The sequence below is a fragment of the Pseudarthrobacter oxydans genome (assembly GCF_030812335.1).
Lineage (GTDB): Bacteria > Actinomycetota > Actinomycetes > Actinomycetales > Micrococcaceae > Arthrobacter > Arthrobacter oxydans_B.
Genome location: NZ_JAUSSN010000001.1, coordinates 423,739 through 448,131 on the forward strand (window position 1 = coordinate 423,739; position 24,393 = coordinate 448,131).

At 69.3% G+C, this 24,393-nt stretch carries 26 protein-coding genes; 21 read left to right on the forward strand and 5 right to left on the reverse strand.

The genetic code is table 11. The annotated features are described in order from the left end of the window. The first annotated feature begins 36 nt into the window (after nt 1-36). A complete protein-coding gene (locus tag J2W14_RS02015; RefSeq protein WP_307457634.1) occupies nt 37-345 on the forward strand; it encodes an antibiotic biosynthesis monooxygenase family protein in 309 nt (102 codons plus the stop codon). On the opposite strand, the gene J2W14_RS02020 is transcribed toward J2W14_RS02015, so the two are convergent. After that, entirely contained in the window at nt 342-956 is a 615-nt protein-coding gene (locus J2W14_RS02020) for a DUF6919 domain-containing protein (RefSeq protein WP_307457637.1), read from the reverse strand. The genes J2W14_RS02015 and J2W14_RS02020 overlap by 4 nt on opposite strands. A 371-nt stretch (nt 957-1,327) precedes the next feature. On the opposite strand from J2W14_RS02020, the gene J2W14_RS02025 reads away from it, so the two are divergent. The 9 genes from J2W14_RS02025 (at nt 1,328) to J2W14_RS02065 (ending at nt 9,746) form a co-directional block, all read left to right on the forward strand. After that, entirely contained in the window at nt 1,328-1,891 is a 564-nt protein-coding gene (locus tag J2W14_RS02025; RefSeq protein WP_307457641.1) for a LacI family DNA-binding transcriptional regulator, read from the forward strand. Nucleotides 1,892-1,991: 100 nt separating this feature from the next. Beyond that, nucleotides 1,992-2,291 carry a hypothetical protein gene (locus J2W14_RS02030; protein WP_370871165.1) on the forward strand — a complete coding sequence of 100 codons (300 nt, stop codon included), beginning with the start codon at nt 1,992-1,994 and terminating at the stop codon, nt 2,289-2,291. A gap of 55 nt (nt 2,292-2,346) precedes the next feature. Further along, nucleotides 2,347-2,787: a protein-tyrosine phosphatase family protein gene (locus J2W14_RS02035; protein ID WP_307457643.1), complete on the forward strand. Its 441-nt coding sequence runs from the start codon at nt 2,347-2,349 to the stop codon at nt 2,785-2,787. A gap of 121 nt (nt 2,788-2,908) precedes the next feature. Beyond that, nucleotides 2,909-3,193 carry a DUF1540 domain-containing protein gene (locus J2W14_RS02040; RefSeq protein WP_307457646.1) on the forward strand — a complete coding sequence of 95 codons (285 nt, stop codon included), beginning with the start codon at nt 2,909-2,911 and terminating at the stop codon, nt 3,191-3,193. Between the two features lie 192 nt (nt 3,194-3,385). Then, nucleotides 3,386-4,924: a pyridoxal phosphate-dependent decarboxylase family protein gene (locus J2W14_RS02045; RefSeq protein ID WP_370871177.1), complete on the forward strand. Its 1,539-nt coding sequence runs from the start codon at nt 3,386-3,388 to the stop codon at nt 4,922-4,924. Next, a complete protein-coding gene (locus J2W14_RS02050) occupies nt 4,921-6,282 on the forward strand; it encodes a lysine N(6)-hydroxylase/L-ornithine N(5)-oxygenase family protein (protein ID WP_307457649.1) in 1,362 nt (453 codons plus the stop codon). The genes J2W14_RS02045 and J2W14_RS02050 overlap by 4 nt, the downstream gene beginning before the upstream one ends. Beyond that, a complete protein-coding gene (locus J2W14_RS02055) occupies nt 6,279-6,842 on the forward strand; it encodes a GNAT family N-acetyltransferase (RefSeq protein WP_307457651.1) in 564 nt (187 codons plus the stop codon). Before J2W14_RS02050 ends, J2W14_RS02055 begins: the two co-directional genes overlap by 4 nt. Next, the gene (locus tag J2W14_RS02060; protein ID WP_307457655.1) at nt 6,839-8,803 is read left to right on the forward strand and encodes an IucA/IucC family protein; all 1,965 of its coding nucleotides are present in this window, start codon (nt 6,839-6,841) and stop codon (nt 8,801-8,803) included. The genes J2W14_RS02055 and J2W14_RS02060 overlap by 4 nt, the downstream gene beginning before the upstream one ends. A gap of 202 nt (nt 8,804-9,005) precedes the next feature. Further along, nucleotides 9,006-9,746: a peptidase E gene (locus J2W14_RS02065; RefSeq protein WP_307457658.1), complete on the forward strand. Its 741-nt coding sequence runs from the start codon at nt 9,006-9,008 to the stop codon at nt 9,744-9,746. A 12-nt stretch (nt 9,747-9,758) separates the two neighbouring features. Here the strand turns inward: J2W14_RS02065 and J2W14_RS02070 are convergent, their stop codons facing one another. Next, on the reverse strand, nt 9,759-10,865 hold the full coding sequence (locus tag J2W14_RS02070) for a GTP pyrophosphokinase (protein WP_307457661.1): 1,107 nt from the start codon (nt 10,863-10,865) through the stop codon (nt 9,759-9,761). Between the two features lie 221 nt (nt 10,866-11,086). Here J2W14_RS02070 and J2W14_RS02075 point away from each other — a divergent pair, with 221 nt between their 5' ends. From J2W14_RS02075 to J2W14_RS02120, 10 genes are all read left to right on the forward strand, one after another. Continuing rightward, nucleotides 11,087-11,881 carry an alpha/beta hydrolase gene (locus J2W14_RS02075; protein WP_307457664.1) on the forward strand — a complete coding sequence of 265 codons (795 nt, stop codon included), beginning with the start codon at nt 11,087-11,089 and terminating at the stop codon, nt 11,879-11,881. 43 nt (nt 11,882-11,924) lie between these two features. After that, complete coding sequence (locus tag J2W14_RS02080; protein WP_307457667.1) at nt 11,925-13,316, forward strand: TrkH family potassium uptake protein; 1,392 nt, start codon at nt 11,925-11,927, stop codon at nt 13,314-13,316. Further along, a complete protein-coding gene (locus tag J2W14_RS02085) occupies nt 13,309-14,004 on the forward strand; it encodes a potassium channel family protein (RefSeq protein WP_307457670.1) in 696 nt (231 codons plus the stop codon). The genes J2W14_RS02080 and J2W14_RS02085 overlap by 8 nt, the downstream gene beginning before the upstream one ends. 78 nt (nt 14,005-14,082) lie before the next feature. Next, complete coding sequence (gene nhaA / locus J2W14_RS02090; protein WP_307457673.1) at nt 14,083-15,432, forward strand: Na+/H+ antiporter NhaA; 1,350 nt, start codon at nt 14,083-14,085, stop codon at nt 15,430-15,432. Nucleotides 15,433-15,559: 127 nt separating this feature from the next. Further along, the gene (locus J2W14_RS02095; protein WP_307457676.1) at nt 15,560-16,933 is read left to right on the forward strand and encodes an MBL fold metallo-hydrolase; all 1,374 of its coding nucleotides are present in this window, start codon (nt 15,560-15,562) and stop codon (nt 16,931-16,933) included. A 62-nt stretch (nt 16,934-16,995) separates the two neighbouring features. Beyond that, nucleotides 16,996-18,000, forward strand: a complete 1,005-nt coding sequence (locus J2W14_RS02100) for a carbohydrate kinase family protein (protein WP_307457679.1) — start codon at nt 16,996-16,998, stop codon at nt 17,998-18,000. A gap of 9 nt (nt 18,001-18,009) precedes the next feature. Beyond that, complete coding sequence (locus J2W14_RS02105) at nt 18,010-18,522, forward strand: YbhB/YbcL family Raf kinase inhibitor-like protein (RefSeq protein WP_307457683.1); 513 nt, start codon at nt 18,010-18,012, stop codon at nt 18,520-18,522. Between the two features lie 52 nt (nt 18,523-18,574). After that, nucleotides 18,575-19,393, forward strand: a complete 819-nt coding sequence (locus tag J2W14_RS02110; RefSeq protein ID WP_307457684.1) for an HAD family hydrolase — start codon at nt 18,575-18,577, stop codon at nt 19,391-19,393. Nucleotides 19,394-19,542: 149 nt separating this feature from the next. Continuing rightward, entirely contained in the window at nt 19,543-19,791 is a 249-nt protein-coding gene (locus tag J2W14_RS02115; protein WP_307457687.1) for a hypothetical protein, read from the forward strand. Nucleotides 19,792-19,908: 117 nt separating this feature from the next. Next, nucleotides 19,909-20,652, forward strand: a complete 744-nt coding sequence (locus tag J2W14_RS02120) for a glycerophosphodiester phosphodiesterase (RefSeq protein ID WP_370871178.1) — start codon at nt 19,909-19,911, stop codon at nt 20,650-20,652. Between the two features lie 17 nt (nt 20,653-20,669). On the opposite strand, the gene J2W14_RS02125 is transcribed toward J2W14_RS02120, so the two are convergent. Both J2W14_RS02125 and J2W14_RS02130 read right to left on the reverse strand, forming a co-directional pair. Further along, on the reverse strand, nt 20,670-21,689 hold the full coding sequence (locus tag J2W14_RS02125) for an ADP-dependent NAD(P)H-hydrate dehydratase (protein ID WP_307457693.1): 1,020 nt from the start codon (nt 21,687-21,689) through the stop codon (nt 20,670-20,672). Next, on the reverse strand, nt 21,673-22,422 hold the full coding sequence (locus J2W14_RS02130; protein WP_307458273.1) for a histidine phosphatase family protein: 750 nt from the start codon (nt 22,420-22,422) through the stop codon (nt 21,673-21,675). Before J2W14_RS02130 ends, J2W14_RS02125 begins: the two co-directional genes overlap by 17 nt. Before the next feature lie 143 nt (nt 22,423-22,565). On the opposite strand from J2W14_RS02130, the gene J2W14_RS02135 reads away from it, so the two are divergent. Continuing rightward, on the forward strand, nt 22,566-23,690 hold the full coding sequence (locus J2W14_RS02135) for a glycerate kinase (protein ID WP_307457695.1): 1,125 nt from the start codon (nt 22,566-22,568) through the stop codon (nt 23,688-23,690). 34 nt (nt 23,691-23,724) lie between these two features. Here J2W14_RS02135 and J2W14_RS02140 read toward each other — a convergent pair whose 3' ends face one another. Further along, the gene (locus J2W14_RS02140) at nt 23,725-24,387 is read right to left on the reverse strand and encodes a DUF6766 family protein (protein WP_307457698.1); all 663 of its coding nucleotides are present in this window, start codon (nt 24,385-24,387) and stop codon (nt 23,725-23,727) included. Nucleotides 24,388-24,393 lie beyond the last annotated feature (6 nt).

A 24,393-nucleotide genomic window follows, 5' to 3' on the forward strand; every position in this document is an offset into this window, starting at 1 on the left:
GGTATCCACCCCTTGCAGACTATGGAGGCGATCGACGTGTCGGTTTATACGCTGGGAATTTGGCTGGTGCACCCGGGCCGCGAGAATGATTTCGTGCAGGCCTGGCGGGATCTGGCCCGGAAGACCCAGGAAGACTTCCCGCACGCGAAGGCCGTGCTGATGCATGACCACGACGTCCGGAACCGGTTCATCAGCACCGGACCGTGGGAATCCCTGGAACAGGCCGAGCAGTGGCGGGCGTCCGCGACGTTCAAGCAGAGCATGGAGGGCATGCGCGAGATGCTGGAGCATTTCGAGGCACGCACCCTGGACGAAGCCGCCAGCATCGGCTGGGACTCGCTCTAGCCGCCTGCTTCCACGCCGGCCAGCGCCGTGAGTACTGCCGGCAGGAGCAGGCCGTTCCGTCCCCACACCGGGTCGAAGACCTCCACGTACCAGGACTCGGCCAGCAGCAGGGCGAGGGTGTCGTTGGCCTCCTCGGACCAGTCCCGAAGCTGCTCTTCGCCGGCCGGGCCTTCGCTGCTGCCCAGGACTGTCGCCACTTCGCCGTCCTGCAGGGTGACGGGGATGGAAGACTGGCTCGCTTCGCCGGGAGCGTGGGCGACGGTCACCAGATCGGTCCGGCCGGACAGCGCCAGGAGCGCGGCCGCCGACTCCACGCTGCAGAATCCCGTCACGTAGGCGCGCTGCGAGTGCCCCTCTGCGAGCACGCCGGGTTGGGATTCCTTGGTAAAGAGCCCGCTTCGGTTCAGCTCCGCGAGCTCGCCGGCGATCGCGGTCGTCTCATCGTCGATGCTCGGGGCAAAGGTTCCCGGCTGGTATTCGCTCCGGCCTTCCAGCCAGCGGGCGGTCAGTTCGCCGGCTGCCGGGATGGTGCCCGCCTGCCGCCAGACCTCGCGGTCCGCCAGGAGCCGCCCGAAGGTGTCCCTTTCGGTGGTGTATCTGTCTTCTGCCATCGGATCTACGCCTCCCTGGCGTTGGTGACGTGCGAGGAGCCGCGCAGCACGGCGAAGATGCGGTCGGCTATCCCATCAACCATAGTGAGCCGGTGGGTAATGCGGCGAGGTCAACGACAAGTCCTCTACCTCCTGTGATCTGCTGGCTTGTTAAGCAATCTAGGCCAGCCGGGCCCGGGTTCGCAGATTCTCGTCCCACTTCGTCTCAAGCGAAGCCCAGTTTGACCTGTCCGCGGACCCGGAAACCATCGGCCCGCTGGCGTTCACCAAGAACCTCCCCGCGGGCTAGAGTTCACACTGGGCGTCGAGCCCCAGAGGAAGTTTTCAGCAACGCCGCGAATCCGCGGCGGAGAAGTACCCGGGAGTCATCAGTGCGGCACGGATCCAAGCCCACCATCCGCGACGTCGCGGAGGCGGCAGGCGTGTCCCTGACCACGGTCTCCTACGTGCTATCCGGCCGCCCCGGCGGCAACACCCGGATCAGCCAGCCCACCCAGGACCGTGTCCATGCCGCGGCCCGCGAGCTCGGGTATGTGCCCAACCGGGCCGCCCGCGGGATGCGGCGCGGACGCACCGACGTCGTGGCCGTGGCCATCACCGACCTCGACGATCCCTGGGACCGCGCGCTCGCCGCGGCGGCCGCCAGGATCCTGCCCCCGCACGGCTACCAGCCGGTCATCCTGGTGGGCGAAAGCTGGCGGCAGTTTATGCTCTCCGGTGGCGCCGACGGCGTTATCCTCGGCTCCGTGCCGGCGGAGCGCACCTCTGCCGACCTCGAAGCGATGGCGGAACTGGTCGAGCGTGGCGTGGCCCTGCTGGTTTTCTTGGACACCCTGCAGCCGCAGGGTGTCGACGTCCTGGCGCCGGGGGCCGCGGCGGCGGACGCCGTCGGCGAGCAGGCCGTCGCAGCGTTGATCGCGCGGCTTCGGGACTAACCGCCCGGGCAGCGCGGTCCGGGACAATACCTCTAGCCGTCCTGCAGCGGACGCCGCGCCAGCCAGGCCCCAGTTCGACTACGCGCTGGATCCCAAGCGCGTGGTCATCGATATGGGCGCCAGCCGCCTGTGGGACGCCTCCACCATTGCATCGCTGGACGCCATCACCGAAAAATACCGACACCACGGCAAGAGCGTGGACGTCGGGGGCCTCAATGACGCCAGTCTCCTAATGCGCCAACGCCTCGATGCGCCAACGCCTCGATGCGCCAACGCCTCGGCGGCAAGCTCGGCGCCGGCCACTAGGCCGCGCTCCCGCCCAGTTACTTCTGTCCGCACCCGGAAGGCCACGGCGTGCCGCCCGGATTCGCAGGGATTTCAGGCTGCGGCCGAGGAGTAACCGGGCAGGAACGCGGGCGGTGCGTGTTGTCTACAGAAGGGCTACGCTCGGGAAGATGACGCAGACCTGGGATCCGGGCCAGGGCGGAGTCCTGGAACTTCCTTCCGGCCGTCTGATCCGCGGCCGGGGGCTGCTCCTGCCGTTTCCCGCCGGGCCGCGGCCGGAGTTTGGCCTCTACCTGCTGGGAAGGCGCCCGGCCCCGGTGCCCTGGGATTCCCGGTGGGTCCGCTGGCGGGATTTACGCCTGCCCGCCGACGACGCCGACACCCTGGACGCGCTCATGGAGGCCTGGCGCCGGGCCGAGACTGAGCGGGTCGAAGTGGCCTGCTGGGGCGGCCGCGGCCGGACCGGCACCGCCCTGGCCTGCCTTGCGGTCCTGGACGGCGTCCCGCCCGCGGAAGCCGTGGCCTTCGTGCGGGCGCGCTACCGCAAGGGCGCCGTTGAGACTCCGTGGCAGCGGAAGTACGTCGCACGGTTCCAGAGCCCCCGGGCATAGGGCGGCTGCATCCCGGCGGCATTAGGTCACACAATTGGGTCTTTTTGTTCGCCGAGGATCGGCCTACCGTGGACAGACGGAGCCGCCCAGCCCGGGTGGCCGGACCACGGAGGAATATCCCATGACGACGCACGTAGCCGACTGCAGCGTGACCAATTGCTCCTTCAACGACCACTCCAACTGCAACGCCGCCGCCATCACCGTCGGGGGCGCCGAAGATCACGCCTCCTGCGCCACCTTCATCGATATCGGTGTCCACGGCGGCCTGCCCAAGGTCCTCGCCGACGTCGGCGCCTGCCAGCGCACCGAATGCGTCCACAACGACCACCTCATGTGCCAGGCCGCCGAAGTACATGTCGGCCCCGGTGCCGACAACGCCGATTGCCTCACCTACGCCCACCGGTAGCCGCACGCACCGGCCACCAGCCAACGAATCACCGCCTCAAGGGAATTAAGTCACACTAGTTTGACGTTAAGGCTTGCCTAAGTAAGGGTTAGCTTAGTCGATGCTGTCTAACGTCAAACGAAGGATTCCTCTGTGGCGCCCGTAACCCCTGTGGATGTTCACCCCGTGCCTCCCGGCACCCAGGCCGGCACTGTGGCCGGCGTCCAGCCCGGCACCGGTTCCCCGGCCCGGCTGGTGCAAAATGCCGCCGCCCACCTCTTCAACGCCCGCAACTCAGCCGGCTACACGGCCGAGGTGCTCAGGGGCGTCAAGACGGTCGCCGCCAGGGTCTCGGGTTGCACGCGACCGTTCACCGGGGCCACCCCCGGCGAGCTGAAGCGCCGCGTCGATGGCGTGGACCTGGGAGTTCCGCTGGGGGATACCGCGGCTGCCCTCGAGGAACTGGAGGACGTCTACCTCCGGGACGCCGTCTATTTCCACGACGCCAAGTACGCGGCGCACCTGAACTGTCCCGTGGTGATCCCGGCCCTCGTTGCCGAGGCAGTCCTGTCCGCCGTGAATTCCTCGATGGACACCTGGGACCAGAGTGCGGGCGCCACCATGATCGAACGGCGGCTCATCTCCTGGGCCGCCGGACGGCTCGGGCTGGGCGATTCCGCGGACGGCGTCTTCACCTCGGGCGGGAGCCAGTCCAATTTCCAGGCCCTGCTGCTGGCCCGGAACCAGACCGTCGAATGGCTGAAACTGGACCCGGAACACGACGGGCTCCGGCTGCCTTCCCTCCTGGAGAAGCTGCGGATCTTCACCTCCGCGGACAGCCACTTCAGCATCCGAAAGTCCGCGGCCATGCTGGGGCTGGGGTACGACGCCGTCGTGTCCGTCCGCTGCGGGCAGGACCACCGGATGGATCCGGAGGCGCTCGCCGCGGAACTGGCACGGGCCCGGAACGACGGCCTCATCCCCATGGCGGTGGTGGCCACGGCCGGGACCACCGACTTCGGGGCCATTGATCCGCTGGACGAACTGGCCGCAGCGGCCCGCGGGCACGGCGCCTGGTTCCACGTCGACGCAGCCTACGGCGGCGGGCTGATGGTCTCCGGGCGGCACCGGCACCTGCTCGACGGCGTCCACCGGGCGGATTCGGTCACGGTCGACTTCCACAAGACGTTCTTCCAGCCGGTCAGCTCGAGCGCCCTGCTGGTCCGGGACGCGGCCACGCTGCGGCACGTGACTTTCCACGCCGACTACCTGAACCCGGCCGCCGCCGTCGACCGCCCCAACCAGGTGGACAAGAGCATCCAGACCACCCGCCGTTTTGACGCCCTGAAGCTGTGGCTGACGCTGCGGATCATGGGTGCCGACGCGCTCGGGGCGCTCTTTGACGAGGCCATTGACCTGGCGTCGGGTGTGGGTGCCGTCCTGGCTTCCGATCCAGATTTTGAGCTCGCCGCCCCGCCGCAGCTCAGCACGCTGGTGTTCCGCTACCGTCCTCTCCGGCCGGACGGCCGCCGGCTGTCAGAGGACGCCGCGGACCGTCTCAACCAGGACATCCGCTCCGCCGTCTTCGCCTCCGGCGAGGCCGTGGTGGCCGGCACCACCGTCGCGGGCCGTCACTACCTGAAGTTCACCCTGCTGAACGCCGAGGCCGGCGTGGAGGACATCCAAAGCATCATCGAGCTGCTCCGGACCACCGGGGCATCGCTGCTGGCCGCCGCGGAGGTGTCCGTATGAACGCCGGCGCACCGCCGCGGATCCACGACTTCGCCGCGATCGGCGTCGGGCCCTTCAACCTGGGCCTCGCGGCGCTGAGCGAGCCCGTCGACGGGCTGGACGGCGTCTTCCTCGAGCGCCGGGAATCCTTCGACTGGCACCCCGGGATGATGCTCGAACCGGCCCACCTCCAGGTCCCCTTTATGGCCGACCTGGTGACCCTGGCGGACCCGACGTCGTCGTATTCGTTCCTGAACTTCCTGAAGCAGACCGGACGGCTGTACCGCTTCTACATCCGGGAAAACTTCTACCCGCTGCGCGCCGAGTACAACCAGTACTGCCAGTGGGTGGCGGGCCAGCTGGATTCGGTCCGGTTCGGCACGGACGTCCGGGGAATCAGCCACGACGACGGCGTGTACCGCCTGGCGGTGGACGGCCCGGACGGTCCCGGGGTGCTGCACGCGCGGCGGCTGGTCCTGGGCACCGGCACCTCGCCCTATGTTCCGGCGGCCTGCGGCGGCATCGTGGACGCCGGGGGACTGGTCCTGCACAACGCCGAGTACCTGCCGCGGAAAAGTGACCTGCAGCGCCGGCGGAGCATCACGATTGTCGGCAGCGGCCAGAGCGCCGCCGAAATCTACTACGAGCTGCTGCAGGAGATCGACGTCCACGGCTACCGGCTGGACTGGGTCACCCGCTCCGGCCGGTTCTTCCCGCTCGAGTACACCAAGCTGACCCTGGAGATGACGTCGCCGGAATATGTGGACTACTTCCACGCCCTGCCGCAGGAGAAGCGCGACGGCCTGGTCAGGAGCCAGAAGAACCTCTACAAAGGCATCAACGCGGAGCTGATCGACGCCATCTACGACCTGCTCTACACCAAGAGCCTCGCCGGCATGGTGGACACCCGGCTGCTGACCCACTCGGCGCTCACCGGCGCGGCGTGGGACCCGGTGTCGGCGTCGCACACCCTGCAGCTGCGGCACGAGGAAACGGGCGCCGAGTATGCGCTGGAGACCGAGGCCGTGGTGCTTGCCACCGGCTACAGCTACCGCGAGCCGGAGTTCCTGGCCGGCGTGCAGCACCGGATCGCACGGGACAACAGCGGCAGGTTCGCCGTGGACCGCAACTACAGCACCGGCGTCGAACCCGGGGAGATCTTCGTCCAGAACGCGGAACTGCACACCCACGGCTTCGTCACCCCGGACCTGGGCATGGCCGCCTACCGCAACTCCTGCATCCTGCGCGACATGACCGGCCGCGAGGTCTATCCGGTGGAGCGCAGCATCGCGTTCCAGCAGTTCGGGCCGCCTCCGGAGGCAGTGCGGCAGGGCGCCGTGCCCGGCGCTGTCCGCGCAGCGGCGGGGGCGCCGGCATGAGCTTCACCTTCCGCAGCCTGGTCCCGGTGGCCGACGCGCCGCTCCTCCACTCATGGGTGACCCAGCCGTACGCCACCTTCTGGGACATGCTGACCTGCACCGTTGAGGACGTCGTGGAGGAGTATTCGAGGATCCAGTCCAGTGGCCACCACCACGCGCTGCTGGGGCTCGACGACGGCGTCCCCGCCTTCCTGACCGAGGCGTATCTGCCGGAATCATCGCCGCTGGCCGGCGTGTACGCCGTCCGGCCGGGTGACCTCGGGATGCACCTGCTGGTCGCCCCGCCGGCCGGTCCGCCCCGGCCCGGCTACACCACGAGGGTGATGGACGCCGTCCTGGAGCGGCTGTTCGCCGGCCCGGGCGTGGACCGCATCGTGGTCGAACCCGACGCCCGCAACACGAAAATCCACCTCCTCAACGCCCGGCTGGGTTTCCTGCCCGCCGGGGAGGTGGCCCTGCCCGGGAAGCAGGCCCTGCTCAGTTTCTGCACCCGGGAAGGCTTCCATGCCGCCCGCCTTGACCTTCATTCGTCCCCGACCCGCCAGGGAGCACCGCTATGACCATCGCTGACCTCGAATCCGTCCTGACCGCCGGCACCGCCACCGCCCACCTGACCCCGGAACGCTGGGCCGCCGCCAACCGGCACGTCATCCGCAAGGCGCTCGCCGAGTTCTCGCACGAACGGATCCTCACGCCGGAACTGCTCACCCCGGAGCCCACGCCCGAAGGGGCCGGGGGACTGTCGAGAACTGGTGCCCCGTGCCCTGCCGTTCCGGCGGATCCCCGGGATCCCGCCCACTACCGCGTCACCAGCGACGACGGCGCCGTGGAATACCGGTTCACGGCCCGCAGACTCGAGCTGGACCACTGGTCCATCGCGGACACGTCCATCCGCCGCATCGAGGCGTGGGCATATCCCGACATGCCCACGCCAGGGGCTGAAGGAGGGGCATGTCCCGCGGGGCCGGGGGCTGAGCTTGATGCCCTGCGCTTTGTCACCGAGTTCCGGGACACCCTGGGAATCCGCGAGGAGATGCTCCCGGTATACCTTGAGGAAATCAGCAGCACGCTCTCCAGTCACGCCTACAAGCAGTGGCGCGGCCAGCCCTCGGCCGCGGAACTGGCAGCAGGCGTGACCGGCGGGGCCGACGCCGCCATCGATTTCCAGACCATCGAACGGAGCATGACCGAAGGCCATCCCTGCTTCGTGGCCAACAACGGGCGGCTGGGCTTCGGGATCGCTGACTACCGTGCGTTCGCCCCGGAGGCGGGAGCCCCCGTGCAGCTGGAGTGGATCGCGGTGCACCGGACCCAGGCCGTCTTCACGTCCGCCGAGGGCCTGACTTACCGCAACCACCTCGACGCCGAACTGGGGACGGCCGCCGTCGGGTACTTTGACGCCGAGCTCGGCGCCCTGGGCCTGGACCCGGCCGACTACTTCCTGATGCCGGTCCACCCGTGGCAATGGGACAACAAGCTCGCCGTGACCTTCGCCGCGGAACTGGCGCGCCAGCACATCGTGCATCTCGGAATCGGGGCGGACAGCTACCAGGCCCAGCAGTCCATCCGGACGTTCTTCAACACGGCCTCGCCGGAGAAGTGCTACGTCAAAACGGCCATGTCCGTGCTGAACATGGGCTTCATGCGCGGGCTGTCGCCGCAGTACATGAAGGCCACCCCCGCCATCAACGACTGGCTCCAGAAACTGATCCTCAGCGATGCCACCCTGCAGCAGCGCGGGCTGAAACTCATCCGCGAGGTCGCCGCCATCGGTTACCACAACGGCTACTACGAGGCCGCGGCGGCGAAGGAGTCGCCGTACCGGAAGATGCTGTCAGCGCTGTGGCGGGAAAGCCCGCTTCCGCTGCTGGCTGACGGGCAGCAACTGGCCACCATGGCGTCCCTGCTGCACGTCGACGCCGCGGGAAAACCGATGGTGTCCGCGCTGATCGAGCGTTCCGGATTGGAGCCGGCGGAGTGGCTGCGCCGGTACTTCGAGGCCTACCTCGTCCCGCTCGTCCACTGCCTCTACGCCTACGAGCTGGCCTTTATGCCGCACGGCGAGAACGTCATCCTGATCCTCGAGAACGGTGTCCCGGTCAGTGCCGTGATGAAGGACATCGCCGAGGAGATCGTCGTTATGGGTGACCGCCTGGAACTGCCCGACGAGATAGCCAGGATCAAGGCCGAGATCCCGGACGAGGAGAAAGTCCTGGCCATCTTCACCGACGTCTTCGACTGCATCTTCCGTTTCCTCAGCGCGCTGCTGGAGGAAGACGGCCAGCTCAGCGGCGAGGAATTCTGGCGGACCGCCGCGGCCGTCCTGCGGACCTACCAGGGCAAGCACCCCGGGCTCGCGGACCAATTTGCCCGGCATGAGCTGTTCGCCGACGACTTCCCGCTGTCCTGCCTCAACCGGCTGCAGCTGCGCAACAACCAGCAGATGCTGGACCTGACCGACCCGTCCGGCGGGCTGCAGATGGCCGGCCGGCTGCAGAACCCCCTGGCACGGTTCGCCTGAGGCCGCCCTCGACGCCGGAATCTCCCCACGTTTGAACTCGGCGCCCCGCGTTTCGTGCCGAATCGCCGGCGAGTACCGGCGTCGCTTGTTCAAAGGTGGGGAAACCGCGCAGGCCGGCTTGCGGATTCCTGCCAGCCATTCCCACGGGGGCGGGTAGCCTCTATGGCGAGACCGTATGTCCCCGACCTAGGAGAACCCCGCCATGGCTGCCGAAAGTCCGACCATCCTCGCGACCTCCGGTGGCTACAAACCGGGGGAGCGGACACGCCTGGAGTTCAACAAGCTGGTCCATTACGCCGTGGACCTGTCCGGGGTCACCGGGCGGGCGCCCAGGGTCGCCCACGTCGGCACCGCCAGCGGCGACCAGCGCTGGTTCAACAACGAAGTCAGCGAAGCGGGGAGCGTCGCCGGCTTCCAGCTCACGCATCTGAACCTGTTCACCATGCCCAACGTCGCCAACGTCGAGGAATACCTGCTCGGCCAGGACCTCGTCTGGGTCAACGGCGGCTCCGTCGTCAACCTCCTCGCCGTCTGGCGCGCCCACGGGCTGGACTCGATCTTCCGGCGCGTCTGGGAAGCCGGGGTAGTGCTCGCCGGCGTCTCGGCCGGGTCCATCTGCTGGTTCAACGGCGGGACCACCGACTCGTTCGGTCCCGAGCTGCGCGCGGTGGACAACGGCCTCGGACTGCTTCCCTACGACAACGGGGTCCACTACGACTCCGAAGCCGCACGCCGCCCGCTCGTGCACCGCCTGGTGGCGGAGGGAGCCCTGGGCGAGACCCACTGCACGGACGACGGCGTGGGCCTGCTCTACCGCGGGACCGAACTGGTCGAGGCGGTCTCGGAAACTCCCGGCAAAGCCGCGTACCGGGTGCGGCTGGTCGACTCCGGGAACTCAGCTGCTGAACTGCTCGAGGAACGCCTGGAGCCGACCGGACTTTAGGGCGGCGTTCCCCTACCCCTGCGTCAGCCGGTAGCGCTCGATCTGCTTGAGCCGGCGCAGGAGGCTGTCGCGCCGCGGGTGCGGGACGGCGTCAGCCGGTTCGGCGGTGAGGTCGATGTGCTTGGTGCCGTACTGCCAGAGCAGCAGGTCATCGAGCAGCCGGTCCGGGCCGGGGGAGTAGCGGTGGTCCAGGGCCCTGCGGACCTCCGTGATCCGGTTGGCGCTGAGCAGTCCGGCCAGCTGCATGGTCTGGTTCAGGCCGTGGGCGGCCATCAGCTCCGCGGCCCAGCCCCAGTCGTCGTCGACCTTCCGGTCCACGTGCGGCAGCAGCGTGCGCCAGACATCGCGGATCCGGTTCGGGGTGAGCTGCGCGGCGCCTTCGCCGTCCATGTCCCAGTAGCTGCGGACCTCCTCGTAGCGTTCGTGCAGGTCAGCAAAGGCCCCTTCCACGGTTTCCAGCATGGCCGCCGTGGCAGTGAACTGGCGGTCGAAGTGCGGGGTCCAGGCGCGCGGATCCTCGGCTTTGAAGCGGATGTCGTGCTCGATCTCGCTCCAGGCGTGCGCGAACACGGTGCGGATCTGGCACTCGAAGAAATAGCTGCCGTTCGGCTGGACCTCCGGGTTGAAGGCCTGCTGGTACTCCTTGACGGCCTCGTTCTGGATGGTCCGCAGGATCAGGTGGCGGCTGGAGTAGCCGTAGGTCCCCGACTCGATGGAGCCGATGTCCTTCTCGCGGTCGCCGCGGCAGTCAAAGAGCTGGCGCTGGCGCTTGATCAGGTTGGCGACCACCGCGTTTTCCGCCGGCAGCTTCGTGATCACCCGGATGCCCACCATGTCATTCAGGGTCCGGAACGGATCCGGGAACTTCAGCACCGGCGGGCCGCCCGGTTCCAGCGGCTCCTCGATGCGGGAGATCTTCTCGCGGAAGGATTCGACCGTCTTGGTGCGGCCGGTAACGAACAGCGGCGTCACCTCGGTGCCCTTGAGCATGCTCCGCAGCGTCAGCAGGACCTCGCGGGTGACCAGCTTCAGGGCAGGGCGCACCCGCTCGTAGAGTTCCACGTTCTCCTGCACGGACTCGCGCAGTTTCGGGTCCAGTCGATCCCAGTTGCTCGCCATGCATCCAGCTTACGGCCGGGGTACGACGGCGGAGGGGTGACACCCCCGCCCCGACCGGCCCGGCAACCCGGGCCGGTGCCGCCTTACGCCGTGCCGCGCAGCGGTCAAGGTAGGCTCCTCACATGGCTGATGTGCGGCGTCGGGCTTTGATCGCGGCCGCAGCGACGGTGACTCTGGGGGCAGTCACCGCCGCCTGTTCACCGGGCCCCAAGGAGGACACTGTGAAGCGGCATAGGTACAGCTACGGCGACGATCCCAGCCAGTGGGGGGAGCTCTTCCTGCCGGAGGCCGCCGTCACCAAGGGCGTGGTGGTGGTCATCCACGGCGGCTACTGGCGCTCGCAGTACGGCGCGGAACTCGGCGAACCGCTGGCCAGGGACCTAGCGGCGCACGGTATGGCCGCCTGGAACCTGGAGTACCGCCGGGCCGGCAACGGCGGGGGCTGGCCCCATACCTTCTCCGACGTGCTCGCCGGAATCGACAAGCTCGGCGACATCGCCACCGAACATGACCTCAGGCTCGACCGGGTCGTGGCGCTGGGACACTCCGCCGGCGGGCACCTTGCGGTCTGGGCTGCGGGACGGAGCCGCCTCTCCCAGCTCGGCGCCCCGGACGCTGACCGCCAGCTGCTGCGCAGGGACGACAAATGCGCAGTGCACCTGACCGGCGTCGTCAGCCAGTCGGGGGTGCTCAACCTCGCGGAAGCCGAACGCCTGAACCTTAGCAACGGCGCGGTCAGCAACCTGCTGGGGGGCTCCTCCGAGAAATACCCGAAACGGCATAAATATGCGGATCCGATGAGCGCAGTGCCGTTGAAGGTCCCCGTTTATGCCGTCCACGGCACGGACGACGCCGACGTCCCCGCGAGCCTGTCCGACTCCTACACGGCGGCGGCCAAGTCCGCCGGTGCCCCGGTCCAGCTCCTGAAGGTCCCGGGCGACCATTTCGCCCTGATCGACCCGAAGGCCGCCGCCTACCGGAAGTGCCGCGAACTCGTGCAGCTTCTGCTCGGCTGAAGCCCGTCCGCCGCGGCCGCCGCCCGGTGGTAGCGTGGCGCCTATGCAAGTCGAAGTTCCCGAGGTTCCGCGCGCCCTGGCTTCGGGCGTCACCCGGTTCCTCCGCGTGGTCGCGCCGCGCCACCCGGCCCAGGTGATTGTGCTGGGCTTCGCCGCTGCCGTCGCCGTCGGGACCGGGCTGCTGCTGCTCCCGATGGCCAAGGCCAGCGGGGGCGGGGCCAGCCTGCTGGAGGCGCTGTTCACCGCCACCTCCGCCGTCTGCGTCACCGGCCTGATCACCGTGGACACCCCCGTCTTCTGGAGCAGCTTCGGCCAGGTGGTCATCCTGGTCCTCATCCAGATCGGCGGCTTCGGCGTGATGTCCTTCGGCACACTGCTCGGGGTCCTGACCGCCCGCCGGCTGGGCCTGAAGTCCCGGATATCCGCCGCTGCCGAGACGAAAAGCAGCGGCTTCGGTGACGTGCGCCGCGTGCTGGTCGGCGTCCTGCGGATCAGCGTGGTGGTGGAAGCAGTGCTGGCGCTGATCCTCACGGTCCGCTTTATGGCCGGGTACGGCTACCCGCTGGGCGAGGCGGTCTGGCACGGCGTGTTCCACTCCATCTCGTCCTTTAACAACGCAGGCTTCGCCCTGTACTCGGACAACCTGATGGGGTTCGTCGGCGATCCCTGGATCTGCCTGCCGATCGCCGCCGCCGTCATTATCGGCGGACTCGGATTCCCGGTCCTCTTCGAACTGGGCCGGCAGTACCGGCGTCCCATCCACTGGAGCATGAACACCAAACTCGTCCTCGTCGGCTCGGGCACCCTCCTCGCCGGAGGGACCATCTTCCTCACCGCCGTCGAATGGGCCAACCCGGCAACCCTGGGCGGCCTCCATCCGGCCGAGCGCATGCTGGCCGGTTTTTTCCAGTCCGTCATTACCCGCACCGCAGGCTTCAACAGCATCGACATCGCCCAGATGAACCCCGTGTCCTGGCTGGGCATGGACATCATGATGTTCATTGGCGGCGGCCCGGCCGGTACGGCCGGCGGCCTGAAAATCACCACGTTCGCCGTGCTCTTCTTCATCCTCAGCACCGAGCTGCAGGGCGGAACGGCCGTGAACATCTTCGGCAAGCGCCTGTCCCGTGCGGTGCACCGCCAGGCCATTACCGTGGTGCTGCTGGCGATCGCCCTCGTCACCGGCTCCACGATGTTCCTGATGCTGATCACCGACTTCGGGCAGGAACGGATCCTGTTCGAGGTCATTTCGGCCTTCGCCACGGTCGGGTTGTCCACCGGCATCACCGCCGGCATGCCGCCCGCCGGTCAGCTCGTGCTGATCATGCTCATGTTCGTCGGCAGGCTGGGTCCGGTCACGCTCGGCGCAGCCCTGGCGCTGCGCGAACGACCCCTGCTCTACGAGTACCCTAAGGAAAGGCCCCTCATTGGCTAGGAACATCTTCTCGTCCCACTCCGCTGCCGCCAGTGACAAGGCGTCCTCCGTGGTGGTCATCGGCCTCGGCCGTTTCGGCGGCTCGCTGGCACTGGAACTGGAAGCGCAGGGTACCGAGGTGCTCGGCATCGACGCCAGCGACGAAATCGTCCAGTCCTACAACGGGCGCCTCACCCACGTGGTTAGGGCCGACTCCACCAAGGAAGAGGTGCTGCGCCAGCTCTCGGTCCATGAATTTGACCGTGCCGTGGTCGGCATCGGCTCGGACATCGAAGCCAGCATCCTGACCACCTCCCGGATCCTGAAATTCCAGCGTCCCCAGATCTGGGCGAAGGCCATCAGCGAACCGCACGCCGAGATCCTCGGCCAGCTCGGCGTCGAGCACGTCATCCGTCCCGAACACGACATGGGCAAGCGCGTCGCGCACCTGGTCCTGGGCTCGATCCTTGACTACGTGGAATTCGAGGACGACTTTGTCATGATCCGCACCAGCCCGCCCTCCGCCGCCCGCGACCGGCCGCTGGGCGTCCTCGGACTCCGGGAAAAATACGGCATCACCATCGTGGCGGTCAAACGCCCCGGCGGCACCTGGGGCCACACCACGGCGCAGACAGTGCTCTACGACGACGACCAGATCATCGTCCAGGGCAGCAAAGCCAAGGCCGAACGGTTCAGCACCATGCAATGACCCACTAGACTGGGTTGCAGGTGCGCCGGGAAGTCTGGTCGGCATAGTTCTGTCGACCCAAATTTTAGGACTCCCCGCATGAGCCCCACACCCCCTCCCACCCGGCCGCGTCTGACCATCTTCGGCCGTGGCAGCTACGCCGAATCCCTCCGGATCGGCGAGATCCTCCGCAAGGAAACCGTCGGCGGCGCCCTCCTGGTGGCCGCCGCGGTGATCGCCCTGATCTGGGCCAACTCGCCGGTTTCCGAGAGCTACTTCGCCCTGCGGGACTTCAAGTTCGGCTACGAACCCTGGCACCTGGAACTGAGCCTGGGCGCCTGGGCGGCGGACGGGCTGCTGGCGATCTTCTTCTTCCTGGTCGGCCTCGAACTCAAACGCGAGTTCATCGCCGGGGACCTGCGGCAGCTGAACAAATCGATCGTTCCGGTCGCCGCTGCCGCCGGCGGCGTCGCCATCCCGGCCGTGATCTACGCCGTCGTCAACCTCGCAAGCCCGGAGACCCTGCGCGGCTGGGCGATCCCCACCGCCACCGACATCGCCTTCGCCGTCGCCGTGCTGGCTATCATCGGCTCGCACCTGCCCAGCGCCCTGCGGATCTTCCTGCTGACCCTGGCCGTCGTGGACGACCTGATCGCCATCACCATCATCGCCATCTTCTACACCAGTGACCTGCAGCCGATGCCGCTGCTGCTGGCCCTGATTCCGCTGGGCATCTACACCTACCTGGCGCACAAGTACCGGCGCTTCTTCAAAATCCAGGCCTCGGCGGCGTGGCTGATTCTGCTGCCGCTGGGCGCGGTCACGTGGGCCCTGGTCCACGCCTCGGGGATCCACGCCACAGTCGCAGGTGTGCTGCTCGGCTTCGCCATCCCGGTCCTGCGCTCCAAGACCAGCGGCGGACCGGACGCCGGTCCGGGACTCGCGGAGGTCTTCGAACACCGCTTCCGTCCGATCTCGGCCGGCGTCGCCGTCCCGATCTTCGCATTCTTCTCCGCGGGTGTGGCCGTGGGCGGCTGGGAAGGACTGGGATCGGCGCTGACCGACCCGGTGGCTGTCGGCATCATCTTGGCGCTGGTTCTCGGCAAGCCGATCGGCATCATGGGTACCACCTGGCTGCTCACCAAGGTCACCAAGGCCCGGCTGGACACCAGCTTCAAGTGGATCGACGTCTTCGGGGTGTCCCTGTTGGCCGGCATCGGTTTCACCGTCTCGCTCCTGGTCGCCGAGTTGAGCTTCGGCCACGGCAGCCTGCACGACGACCATGCCAAGGTGGGCATCCTCGCGGCCTCCGTGCTGGCAGCCCTGCTGGCAACGGTGGTGCTGCGGACCCGGAACCGGCAGTACCGCCAGGCCGAAGAAGCGGAGAAGGTCGACGCGGACATGGACGGAATTCCCGACGTCTACCAGCAGGACGACCCCGCCCGGTAGTCCCGCCGGGCGGCGACGGTCTGCCGCCAGTATCAGGGGTTGCGCTCATACCCCTGGGGGTTTGATCATGGAGTGTGCGCAGCCGACGGCCTCGCCCGGTTGTGCCCTGACCAGCCAGGAGCGAATCATGGACGTCATTGTCATTGAGACCACCCAACTCGGGGACCGCAGCTACCTCGTCCATGACGGCTCCGTGGCGCTGGTCATTGACCCGCAGCGGGACACGGACCGCGTCGATGCGGCCGCCCGCGACGCCGGCGTCATCATCACCCACGTCGCCGAGACGCACGTCCACAACGACTACCTCACCGGCGGCCTGGAACTGGCCCGCGCACACGGCGCGAGCTACCTCGTGAACGCCGCAGACCCGGTGACATTCGAGCGGCAGCCGATCACGGACGGGCAGACCGTCCGGGTCGGTGCGTTGATGGTCAAGGCTGTCGCCACCCCCGGCCACACCCACACCCACCTGTCCTTCATCGTGGACGACGGCGGGCGGCAGGCCGTCTTCTCCGGCGGAAGCCTGCTCTACGGCTCGGTCGGCCGCACGGACCTTGTCGGCGCCGAGGACACCCTCGGCCTGACGCATGACCAGTACACCTCGGTGCACCGGCTGGTCGACGAGGCCGCGCCCGACGCCGCCCTGTTCCCGACCCACGGGTTCGGTTCCTTCTGCTCCTCCGGCCCGGCCAGCCGCGCCGGATCCTCCACCATCGGCGAACAGCTCACCAGCAACCACGCCCTCACGGACCCTGACGAGGACCACTTCGTCCAGGAACTCATCGCGAACCTCACGGCCTACCCCTCCTACTACGCCCACATGGGGGTCACCAACACCGCCGGCCCCGGCCCGGCGGACCTGACCGTGCCGGAGTCCCTCGACGCCGCCGAGCTGATCCGCCGGCTGGAGGACGGCGAGTGGGTCGTGGACCTGCGCCGCCGTGTGGCGTTCGCCAGCTACCACCTGCTGGGCAGCGTCAGCTTCGAATACGGCACCAGCTTCAGCACTTACCTGGGCTGGATCCTGCCCTGGGGGGAGCAGTTGACCCTCGTCGGATCCCGCGACGACGTCGAAAAGGCCATCCGCGACCTTTCCCGGATCGGCATCGACTCCCCGGACGCCGCCCTCGGAACGGACCCGCACACGCTGGCGCCCCGCGCCGCCCTCGCCTCCTACCCCCGCGTGGGCTGGGACGGCGTGCTCGCCGGGAAGGCTCCCGGGGACACCGTCGTGGACGTGCGGCGGGCCGACGAATTCGCCGCCTCGCGGGTGGCCGGGGCGGTCAACGTCCCGCTCCATGAACTTCTGCGGCGGCTCGATTCCGTGCCCGCCGGAAAACTGTGGGTGCACTGCAGCACGGGCTACCGGGCAGGCACCGCGGCGAGCCTGCTGCAGCGCGCCGGCAGGGACGTAGTCCACATCGACGCGAAATTCGTCGACGCCGGCCCCGCCGGAATCGCGGTGGACAACGCCCCGGTCTCCGCGGCCACCCCGGCCTGAACGAAACACCCGCGCACCGAAACACTGGGGCGCCGGCCCGCGTTCTCTGGCAGAGTATGAGCATGCTCACAGTAATTGGCGAGGGCCTGGTCGATGTCGTCCAGCGTTCCTCCGGTATCCAGGCCCATGTCGGCGGCAGCCCCCTCAACGTCGCCGTCGGGCTGGCCCGGCTGGACCATCCGGTGCAGTTCATCGGCCGCTACGGACGCGACGCCTACGGCGAATCGGTGGCCGCCCACCTGAAATCCAGCTCGGTGCTGCTTCCGCTGGCCCCGGACGAACTCCCCACCTCCGTGGCGACCGCCCTGATCGACGACGACGGCGCCGCCAGCTACACCTTCGAGCTCGCCTGGGAACTGCCCGGGCTCGCGGACCGGCTGCCGTTCATGCTGCAGGCGACGACGCTCCTGCATACCGGTTCGATCGCCACCATGCTGGCTCCCGGTGCCGCCGAGGTGCTCGTCGCCGTCGAGTATGCCCATCCCTCGGCGACCATTAGCTTCGACCCCAACTGCCGGCCCAGCATCATCACCGATGTGGACTACGCGCGCCGGCAGGCGGAGAAGTTCGTCACCCTGTCGGACGTGGTCAAGGCCTCGGACGAGGATCTCGAATGGCTCTACCCCGGCGAGGATCCGCTGGACTCGGCCCGGCGCTGGCTGAAACTCGGCGGCTCGGAGGGCCCGGCGATGGTGGTGGTCACCCGCGGCGCCGAAGGGCCCTGGGGCGCGAATGCCGCCGGCGAGGCGCACTTCGCGGCGCCGTCCGTGAAGGTCGCGGACACCGTCGGCGCCGGGGACTCCTTCATGGCAGCGCTGCTTTCCGGCGTGGTGGACCTGGGCCTGGCGGGGGCGCAGAACCGCAAGGACCTGCGTGAGCTCTCGTCCGAAAGCCTCCGCGACCTCCTCGCCCACGCCGCCTGGGCCGCCGCCGTCACCGTGTCCCGGGCCGGCGCCAACCCGCCCACCCGGGCGGAACTGACCCGGATGGAACTGCGCGGCCAGGCTCTCCGCCCCACCGACGCCGCGCTCATCGACCCTGAAAGTGCAGAACTCCCCAGCAACTGAAAGGCAGCCATGGCACACCACGATGCCCCGTCCTTCCGCGTCAGCAGTGAGTCATTCCAGGACGGCCAATCCCTGCCGCCGGCCCAGCGCGGAGCCTCGACCGGGGCCGGGGCCAAGGACGAGTCCCCGCAGCTGAGCTGGAGCGGCGCCCCCGCCGGAACCCGGGGCTACGCCGTCACCATGTTCGACCCCGACGCCCCCGGCCACGGAGGTTTCTGGCACTGGGCCGTGCTGGACCTCCCCGCGGACCTCACGTCCCTGCCGGCCGGAGCAGGCTCACGCCAGGGCGGACATCTGCCGCCCGGCGCCTTCCAGCTCAAGAACGACGGCGGCACCACCGGCTACATGGGGGCCGCGCCGCCCCGGGGCCACGGCCCGCACCGGTACGTCGTCACGGTCCACGCGCTCGACGTCGCGCACTCCGGGCTCGACGCCGGCGCCCGACCCGCGAAGCTGGAAGCCAAGCTCGCCCCGCACACTCTGGCCCGGGCAAGCCTGACCGGGATCTACGAACGCCACTAGGCCCGGGCAGCCGCCGGAAACCGCACCGGCACCGCCAACGTAGACTGGCAGTATGCGGCTGGTAGCGAGTGACATTGACGGAACGATCCTCGGCCACGACGGCAAAATCAGTGATCGGACCGTCCGTGCGTTCCACGCCTGCCGGGAAGCGGGCATCGAGCTGGTGTTCGTCACGGGCCGCCCGCCGCGCTGGCTGCATCCCCTGCAGGACCGGCTGGGCCACACGGGAACCGTGATCTGCTCTAACGGTGCCGTGGTCTGGGACCTCGAAGCGGACCGCCTTGTTTCCGCTCGGGGCCTGCAGCTCGACGCCGTCTTCGAGACGCGCCGCATCATCCAGCGGCTGCGCCCCTCCGCGCTCTTTGCCGCGGAAACCCTGACCGGCTTCCACCTGGAACCGGGATTTATTGGCACCGGCTCCAACGGGCTGCTGGCCGAGGTCACGCCGGCTCCGCTGCACACGACGCTCACCGCCTCGGATTCCGTGGTGAAGTTCCTCGCCATTGTCCGGGAGGGCACGGCTGACGAGTTCCTCGCCGAAGTCACGCCGGCCGTCGCGCACTTGGCCGCCGCGACGCATTCGGCGCCGAACATCGCGCTCCTGGAACTGTCCCTGCCTGGGGTCAACAAGGCCGTCACGCTTGCCGAATACGCGGCCGCCCTGGGCATTGACTCGGCTGACGTCGTGGCGTTCGGGGACATGCCCAACGACATCGAGATGCTCCGCTGGGCCGGTGACGGCTACGCGATGGCCAGCGGTCACCCGGAGGCCATCCTGGCCGCCGGGCAGCAGGCCCCGCACTTCGACGACGACGGCGTCGCCCAGATCCTCGAGGCCAAGCTCGCAGCCCTGGGCGTCCGGCTTCCCTGACCCGGCGTCCGGGATCCGGTTTCCCTGACCCGGCGCCCCTGACCCGGCCGGCGCAGACACCGTATTCCCAGCTGGCGGTCAACTGGCGTTCACCTTGGCGTCCTACGCTGGCATCTCACGACGGATCAGCTGACTGACGGTGGGACATCATGGCCAGGTACCGCACGAAGAACATGGACGACACGCCCCTGCGCCCGGCGGCGCCGGACGCGCACTGGAAGAGCCTGCAGCAGGGCGACCGCGTCAGTGTCCGGCTGGCGCCCGGCTACGAAACGGGAGGCCGGGTGGACGCCGTCACGGCGGACCGCACCGCCGTCTGGGTGGACCTCGACGGAGGCCGGGGCCGCACGCTCCTGCACTGCAGCGACGGCGTGGAGATCCTCCCGCACGCCAACTGATCCACCCCCGCCAAGCCAGCCCGCCGACTGGATTGCGCAGGGCTCCGCTAGGCTTCAGGAGTGAGCAGCCCGCACCCGTTCTTTGCCTCCGGTGACGGTCCGGGACGTCCCGTGGCCATGGCGCACCGCGGCTTCTCCCGGGACGGCCTGGAGAACTCTATGGCAGCGTTCCGCGCCGCCGTCGAACTGGGCTTCCGGCACCTGGAGACGGACGTGCACACCACGGCCGACGGCGTGTTGCTGCTGTTCCACGACGAAACCCTGGACCGGATCACAGACGCCCACGGCCGGATCTCGGAACTCCCGGCCGAGACCGTGGCGCGGGCGAGGATCGGCGGCGCGGAGCCCATCCCGCTCTTTGAGGAACTCGCCACGGCCTTCCCGGACGTCCGGTTCAACCTCGACGTCAAGGACTGGAACTCGGTGGACACCCTGGCCGCGGCGATCGAACGGTTCGGCCTACACGACCGCGTGCTGATCGCCAGCTTCTCGGACCGCCGGCGCCGGGCCGTGCTAAAGCAGCTGAGCCGGCCCGCCGCGAGCTCGGCCGGCATCCTCTCCAGCGCCCTCTTCGTCCTGCTCGGACCCGTGCTCCCGGCGCCCCTGCTGCGCCTCACGGCCGGACGTGCGCTGCGCGGCGTCGACGCCCTGCAAGTTCCGGTCCGCTACGGTGCCGTGACAGTCGTGACCCCCGGCTTCGTCCGGCGCGCCCACCGGCACGGTCTGCAGGTGCATGTCTGGACCGTCAATGACGCCACGGAGATGCACCGGCTGCTGGACCTCGGCGTGGACGGGATCGTCACCGACCGGGCTGACCTGCTCAAAGAAGTCCTGCAGGAACGCGGCGGCTGGAGCGGCTGAGCCCCGGACAGGCCGGGTCAGGAGCCGAGCTCCATCATCAGCGGCGGCAGTTCGTCCGTGAGTTCGCGGGCGAGGTAGCCGAGACCGCCCAGCCGGCTCGCGAGCCGGTCGCCAGCCGCCGCATGCAGATGGGTGCCCCAGCAGGCGGCCTGCGCGTCCGTGGTTCCCCGCGCCCGCAGCCCGGCAATGGTCCCCGACAGCACATCGCCGGAGCCCGAGGTGCCCAGGCCGCTGTGTCCGGTGGTGATCTCCCACAGCGAGGCCCGGGCCCCGCCGCCCTCGGCACCGCCGGCCTCAGCCCCGCCGCCCTCGGCACCGCCGGCCTCAGCCCCGCCGCCCTTAGCGCCGTCGGCCCGGCGGGCTGCCCCCACCGGCCGCGCGATCACACCCTGGCAGCTCACCACTGCGCCGTACTTCTCCGCGAGCTCCGGCACGTCCCGGGCGAGGTGCCCGGCGTCGTGCCCCAGAAGGATGCCCGCCTCGGTGACATTCGGGGTCAGGATTAGCCGGCCCGCCCAGGGGCCCAGCTCCCCGGCCAGCTCGGGCAGGCTGCCCAGGGCGAAGGCGTCGAGGATGATGGCCGGCGGCCGCTTCCCCGCCGGCACCTTGAGGAGGGCGCGGAGCAAGGCGGTGGCCTCGTCCTTGTCGTCCAGGCCCGGGCCGATCAGCACCGCGTCCGCGGCTTCGACCGGTGCGGCGAGGACGGCGGCTGCCGACGAGCCCTTGACCGTGCCCGACGCGGTTTCAGGCAGCCGGAGCACGCCCGCCTCCGGCAGCGCCACCGCGAGGGGCACGGCCACGGATTCCGCCACGGCCAGGGTGAGCCGGCCGGCGCCGGAGCGCAGCGCGGCCACCCCGGCGAGCAGCACCGCGCCGGGCGTCATCCGCGCCCCGCCGATCACCAGCACCGATCCGCGGTCGTCCTTGCCGGAGCCCCCGCCGGGCAACGGCCAGGCCCGCAGCAGGGTCGGCGTCACGGACTCAGGGCGGGCCGGCCCCTGCCCGCTCCCCGGGGCCGCCTTAACGTGGGTGGACATTGGCATCTCCGGCATGTTCGGTCACGGGGACTCCCTCGCTCATCAGGTGGTCTGCCATGTTGAAGCTCTCCAGCTGCCACGCGCCCGTGCCGCCGGGCCGGACGAAACGGCTCACGGAGGCATTGAGGATGGCGGTCGTGGCAGCGATGTCCAGCAGTTCGCGCTCCGTCAGCCCTTCCAGGATGTAGCGGATCAGCAGGATGACGGCGTCGTGGCAGACCAGCAGCACCCGCTGGCCGGGGTACAGCCGGTCCATGTCGGCCAGCAGGGAGCGCAGGCGGAGGACGACGTCGGCCCACGATTCCCCGCCGGGCGGGCGGTAGTAGAACTTGCCCAGCCAGCGCCGCCGCTCCGCCTCCTGGGGGAGCCGGGCCTCCACACCGGCGGAAGTGAGCATGTCCAGGATGCCGAGCTCACGGTCACGCAGCCGCTCGTCCAGCAGGACCGGCGTCTGCCAGCCTGCGGTGTGCACGGCCAGTTCCGCCGTCTGCCGCGCCCGGAGATACGGGGAGGACCACACCGCGGCCCGCCCGTCAGCCGGGACCCCGGCGAGCAGGCTGCCCAGGGCCAGGGCCTGCTCGTGCCCGGTCCCGGACAGCTCCACGTCCGCGTCACGCGCGGGAACATTGATGACGTGCGCACCGGACTGGTGCGCCAGCGTGGCGGCGACGTTTCCTTGGCTCTCGCCGTGCCGGACGAGCAGAAGCTCGGCCATGCCTGGCGGGCCGGTCATGCGCTGGCGGGTCGTTCCGTTCTCGTTCACCGCTACCCCCTCGGTCCGGGCCGATTCTGTGTGGCTGCCACGTTACTACCGGCGCAGTCGCCTGTCGCCGGTGTCCGACGCCGGTCCCGGCCGGGGACTGGCAGGATGGACCCATGCGCATTCTGATCGCCCCGGACAAATTCAAGGGCTCCCTTACCGCCGCCGAAGCCGCCGCCGCCATCGCCGAAGGGGCCCTGCGCGTCTATCCCGACGCCGAGGCCATCCAGTTTCCCGTGGCCGACGGCGGCGAAGGAACCCTCGAGGCGGCCGTTGCCGCCGGATATGAGGAGCGGGTGAACGCGGTGGTGGGCCCGATCCTGGCGCCGGTGGGCGCCGCCTGGGCGATCCGGAAGGACGCCTTCGGCGGGGCGACCGCCGTGATCGAGACCGCGCAGGCCTCCGGGCTGGCGCACATGGAACCCACCCCCGCCAACGCCCTGCGCGCGCACAGCTACGGCTGCGGCCAGCTGATCGCCGCCGCCCTCGACGCCGGCGCGACGGAGATCGTGCTGGGCCTGGGCGGTTCGGCCATGAGCGACGGCGGCAGCGGCGCCCTGCGCGCGCTGGGCCTCAAACCGCTCGACGCCGCGGGAAGTGTGGTGCCGCTGGGCGGCGGCTCGCTCGCCGAGGTGGCACGGCTCGACGTCAGCGGCCTCGACCCGCGGCTGGGCTCGGTGACGTTCCGGATAGCCGTCGATGTGCAGAACCCGCTCGTGGGCGGCGACGGCGCCGCCCACGTGTTCGGTCCGCAGAAGGGCGCCGACGAGGACGCCGTGGAACTGCTCGACGCCGGGCTCCGCAACTGGGCCTCGGTGCTGCGCCAAACCACCGGCCGGGACGTCAACGTCCCCGGGGCCGGTGCGGCCGGCGGCTTCCCGGCGTCGTTCCTGGCCTTCAGCAACGCGGCGCTGGAAGGCGGCTTCGAGCTGGTGGCCGGACTGACCGGACTCGCCGACAAACTCGCGCAGGCGGATCTCGTGATCACGGGTGAGGGCTCGCTGGATTCGCAGTCGCTGACCGGCAAGGCGCCGATTGCCCTCGCCGACGCCGCCCAGAGCCTCGGAATTCCCGTGATTGTGGTCGCGGGACGGATCCTGGTCACCCCGGAGGACCTCGCCCGGCACGGTGTGGTGGCCGCGGCGCAGCTGCTGGACCTGGCCGGGAGCCCGGAGGACGCCGTCGCCAACGCCGCCAAGTACCTCGCCTGGGCCACTAGCCAGGTGCTCGAGGGCGCCTGAGCGCCCATGCGCCCGCCTTTCGGGCGCCCGTCTCTCAGGCGCCCGTCTCGTAGTGCGGCTCCGCGACGGGTTTGGATTCGGGGGAGCCCCGCTCGCGCAGGTACACCGAGGCGCCGACTAGGACGGCGACGGCCAGGAACTCACTCTGCCAGTTCTGGAACGACTCGAACCAGAAGCGGCTCGTGGCCAGGTACGCCAGGACGGTTACGGGCGGCTGTCCGTGGCTCTGCTGCTCGGAACTGTATTCCTCGCTGCCGCCGACGGCGTGGAGGGCGAAGGATGCCAGGAACAGCAGCAGGAACATGATCGACAGGGAGTGTTCATAAAGCTTGAGGACCCAGCCTCCGCGCCGCACCGGCCACGGGGTTGCGGCCTTCAGGGGCGCGTCCCGCGGGTCCTCGTCCTGCGCGGCAGCCCGGTCCACCGGTTTGGACTCCGAGGATCCTTTCTGGAAAAGGAACACCGTCAGGATCACGTACATGCCCATCTGCAGGAACTCGGACTCCCAGTTCTCAAAGGTCGCCTCAAGGAACGCCCCGGTGCCGAGGTACTCCAGCGCCGTCACGCCCGGCCCGCCGTGGACCAACTGGTCCTCGCTGTACTCGGCGGCTCCGCTGATGACCATGCCGCCGAAGAACACCAGGAACAGGCCGATATTCGCCAGCAGCAGGCCGTGGTCCTTCACCCACCCGCTCACGGTCCG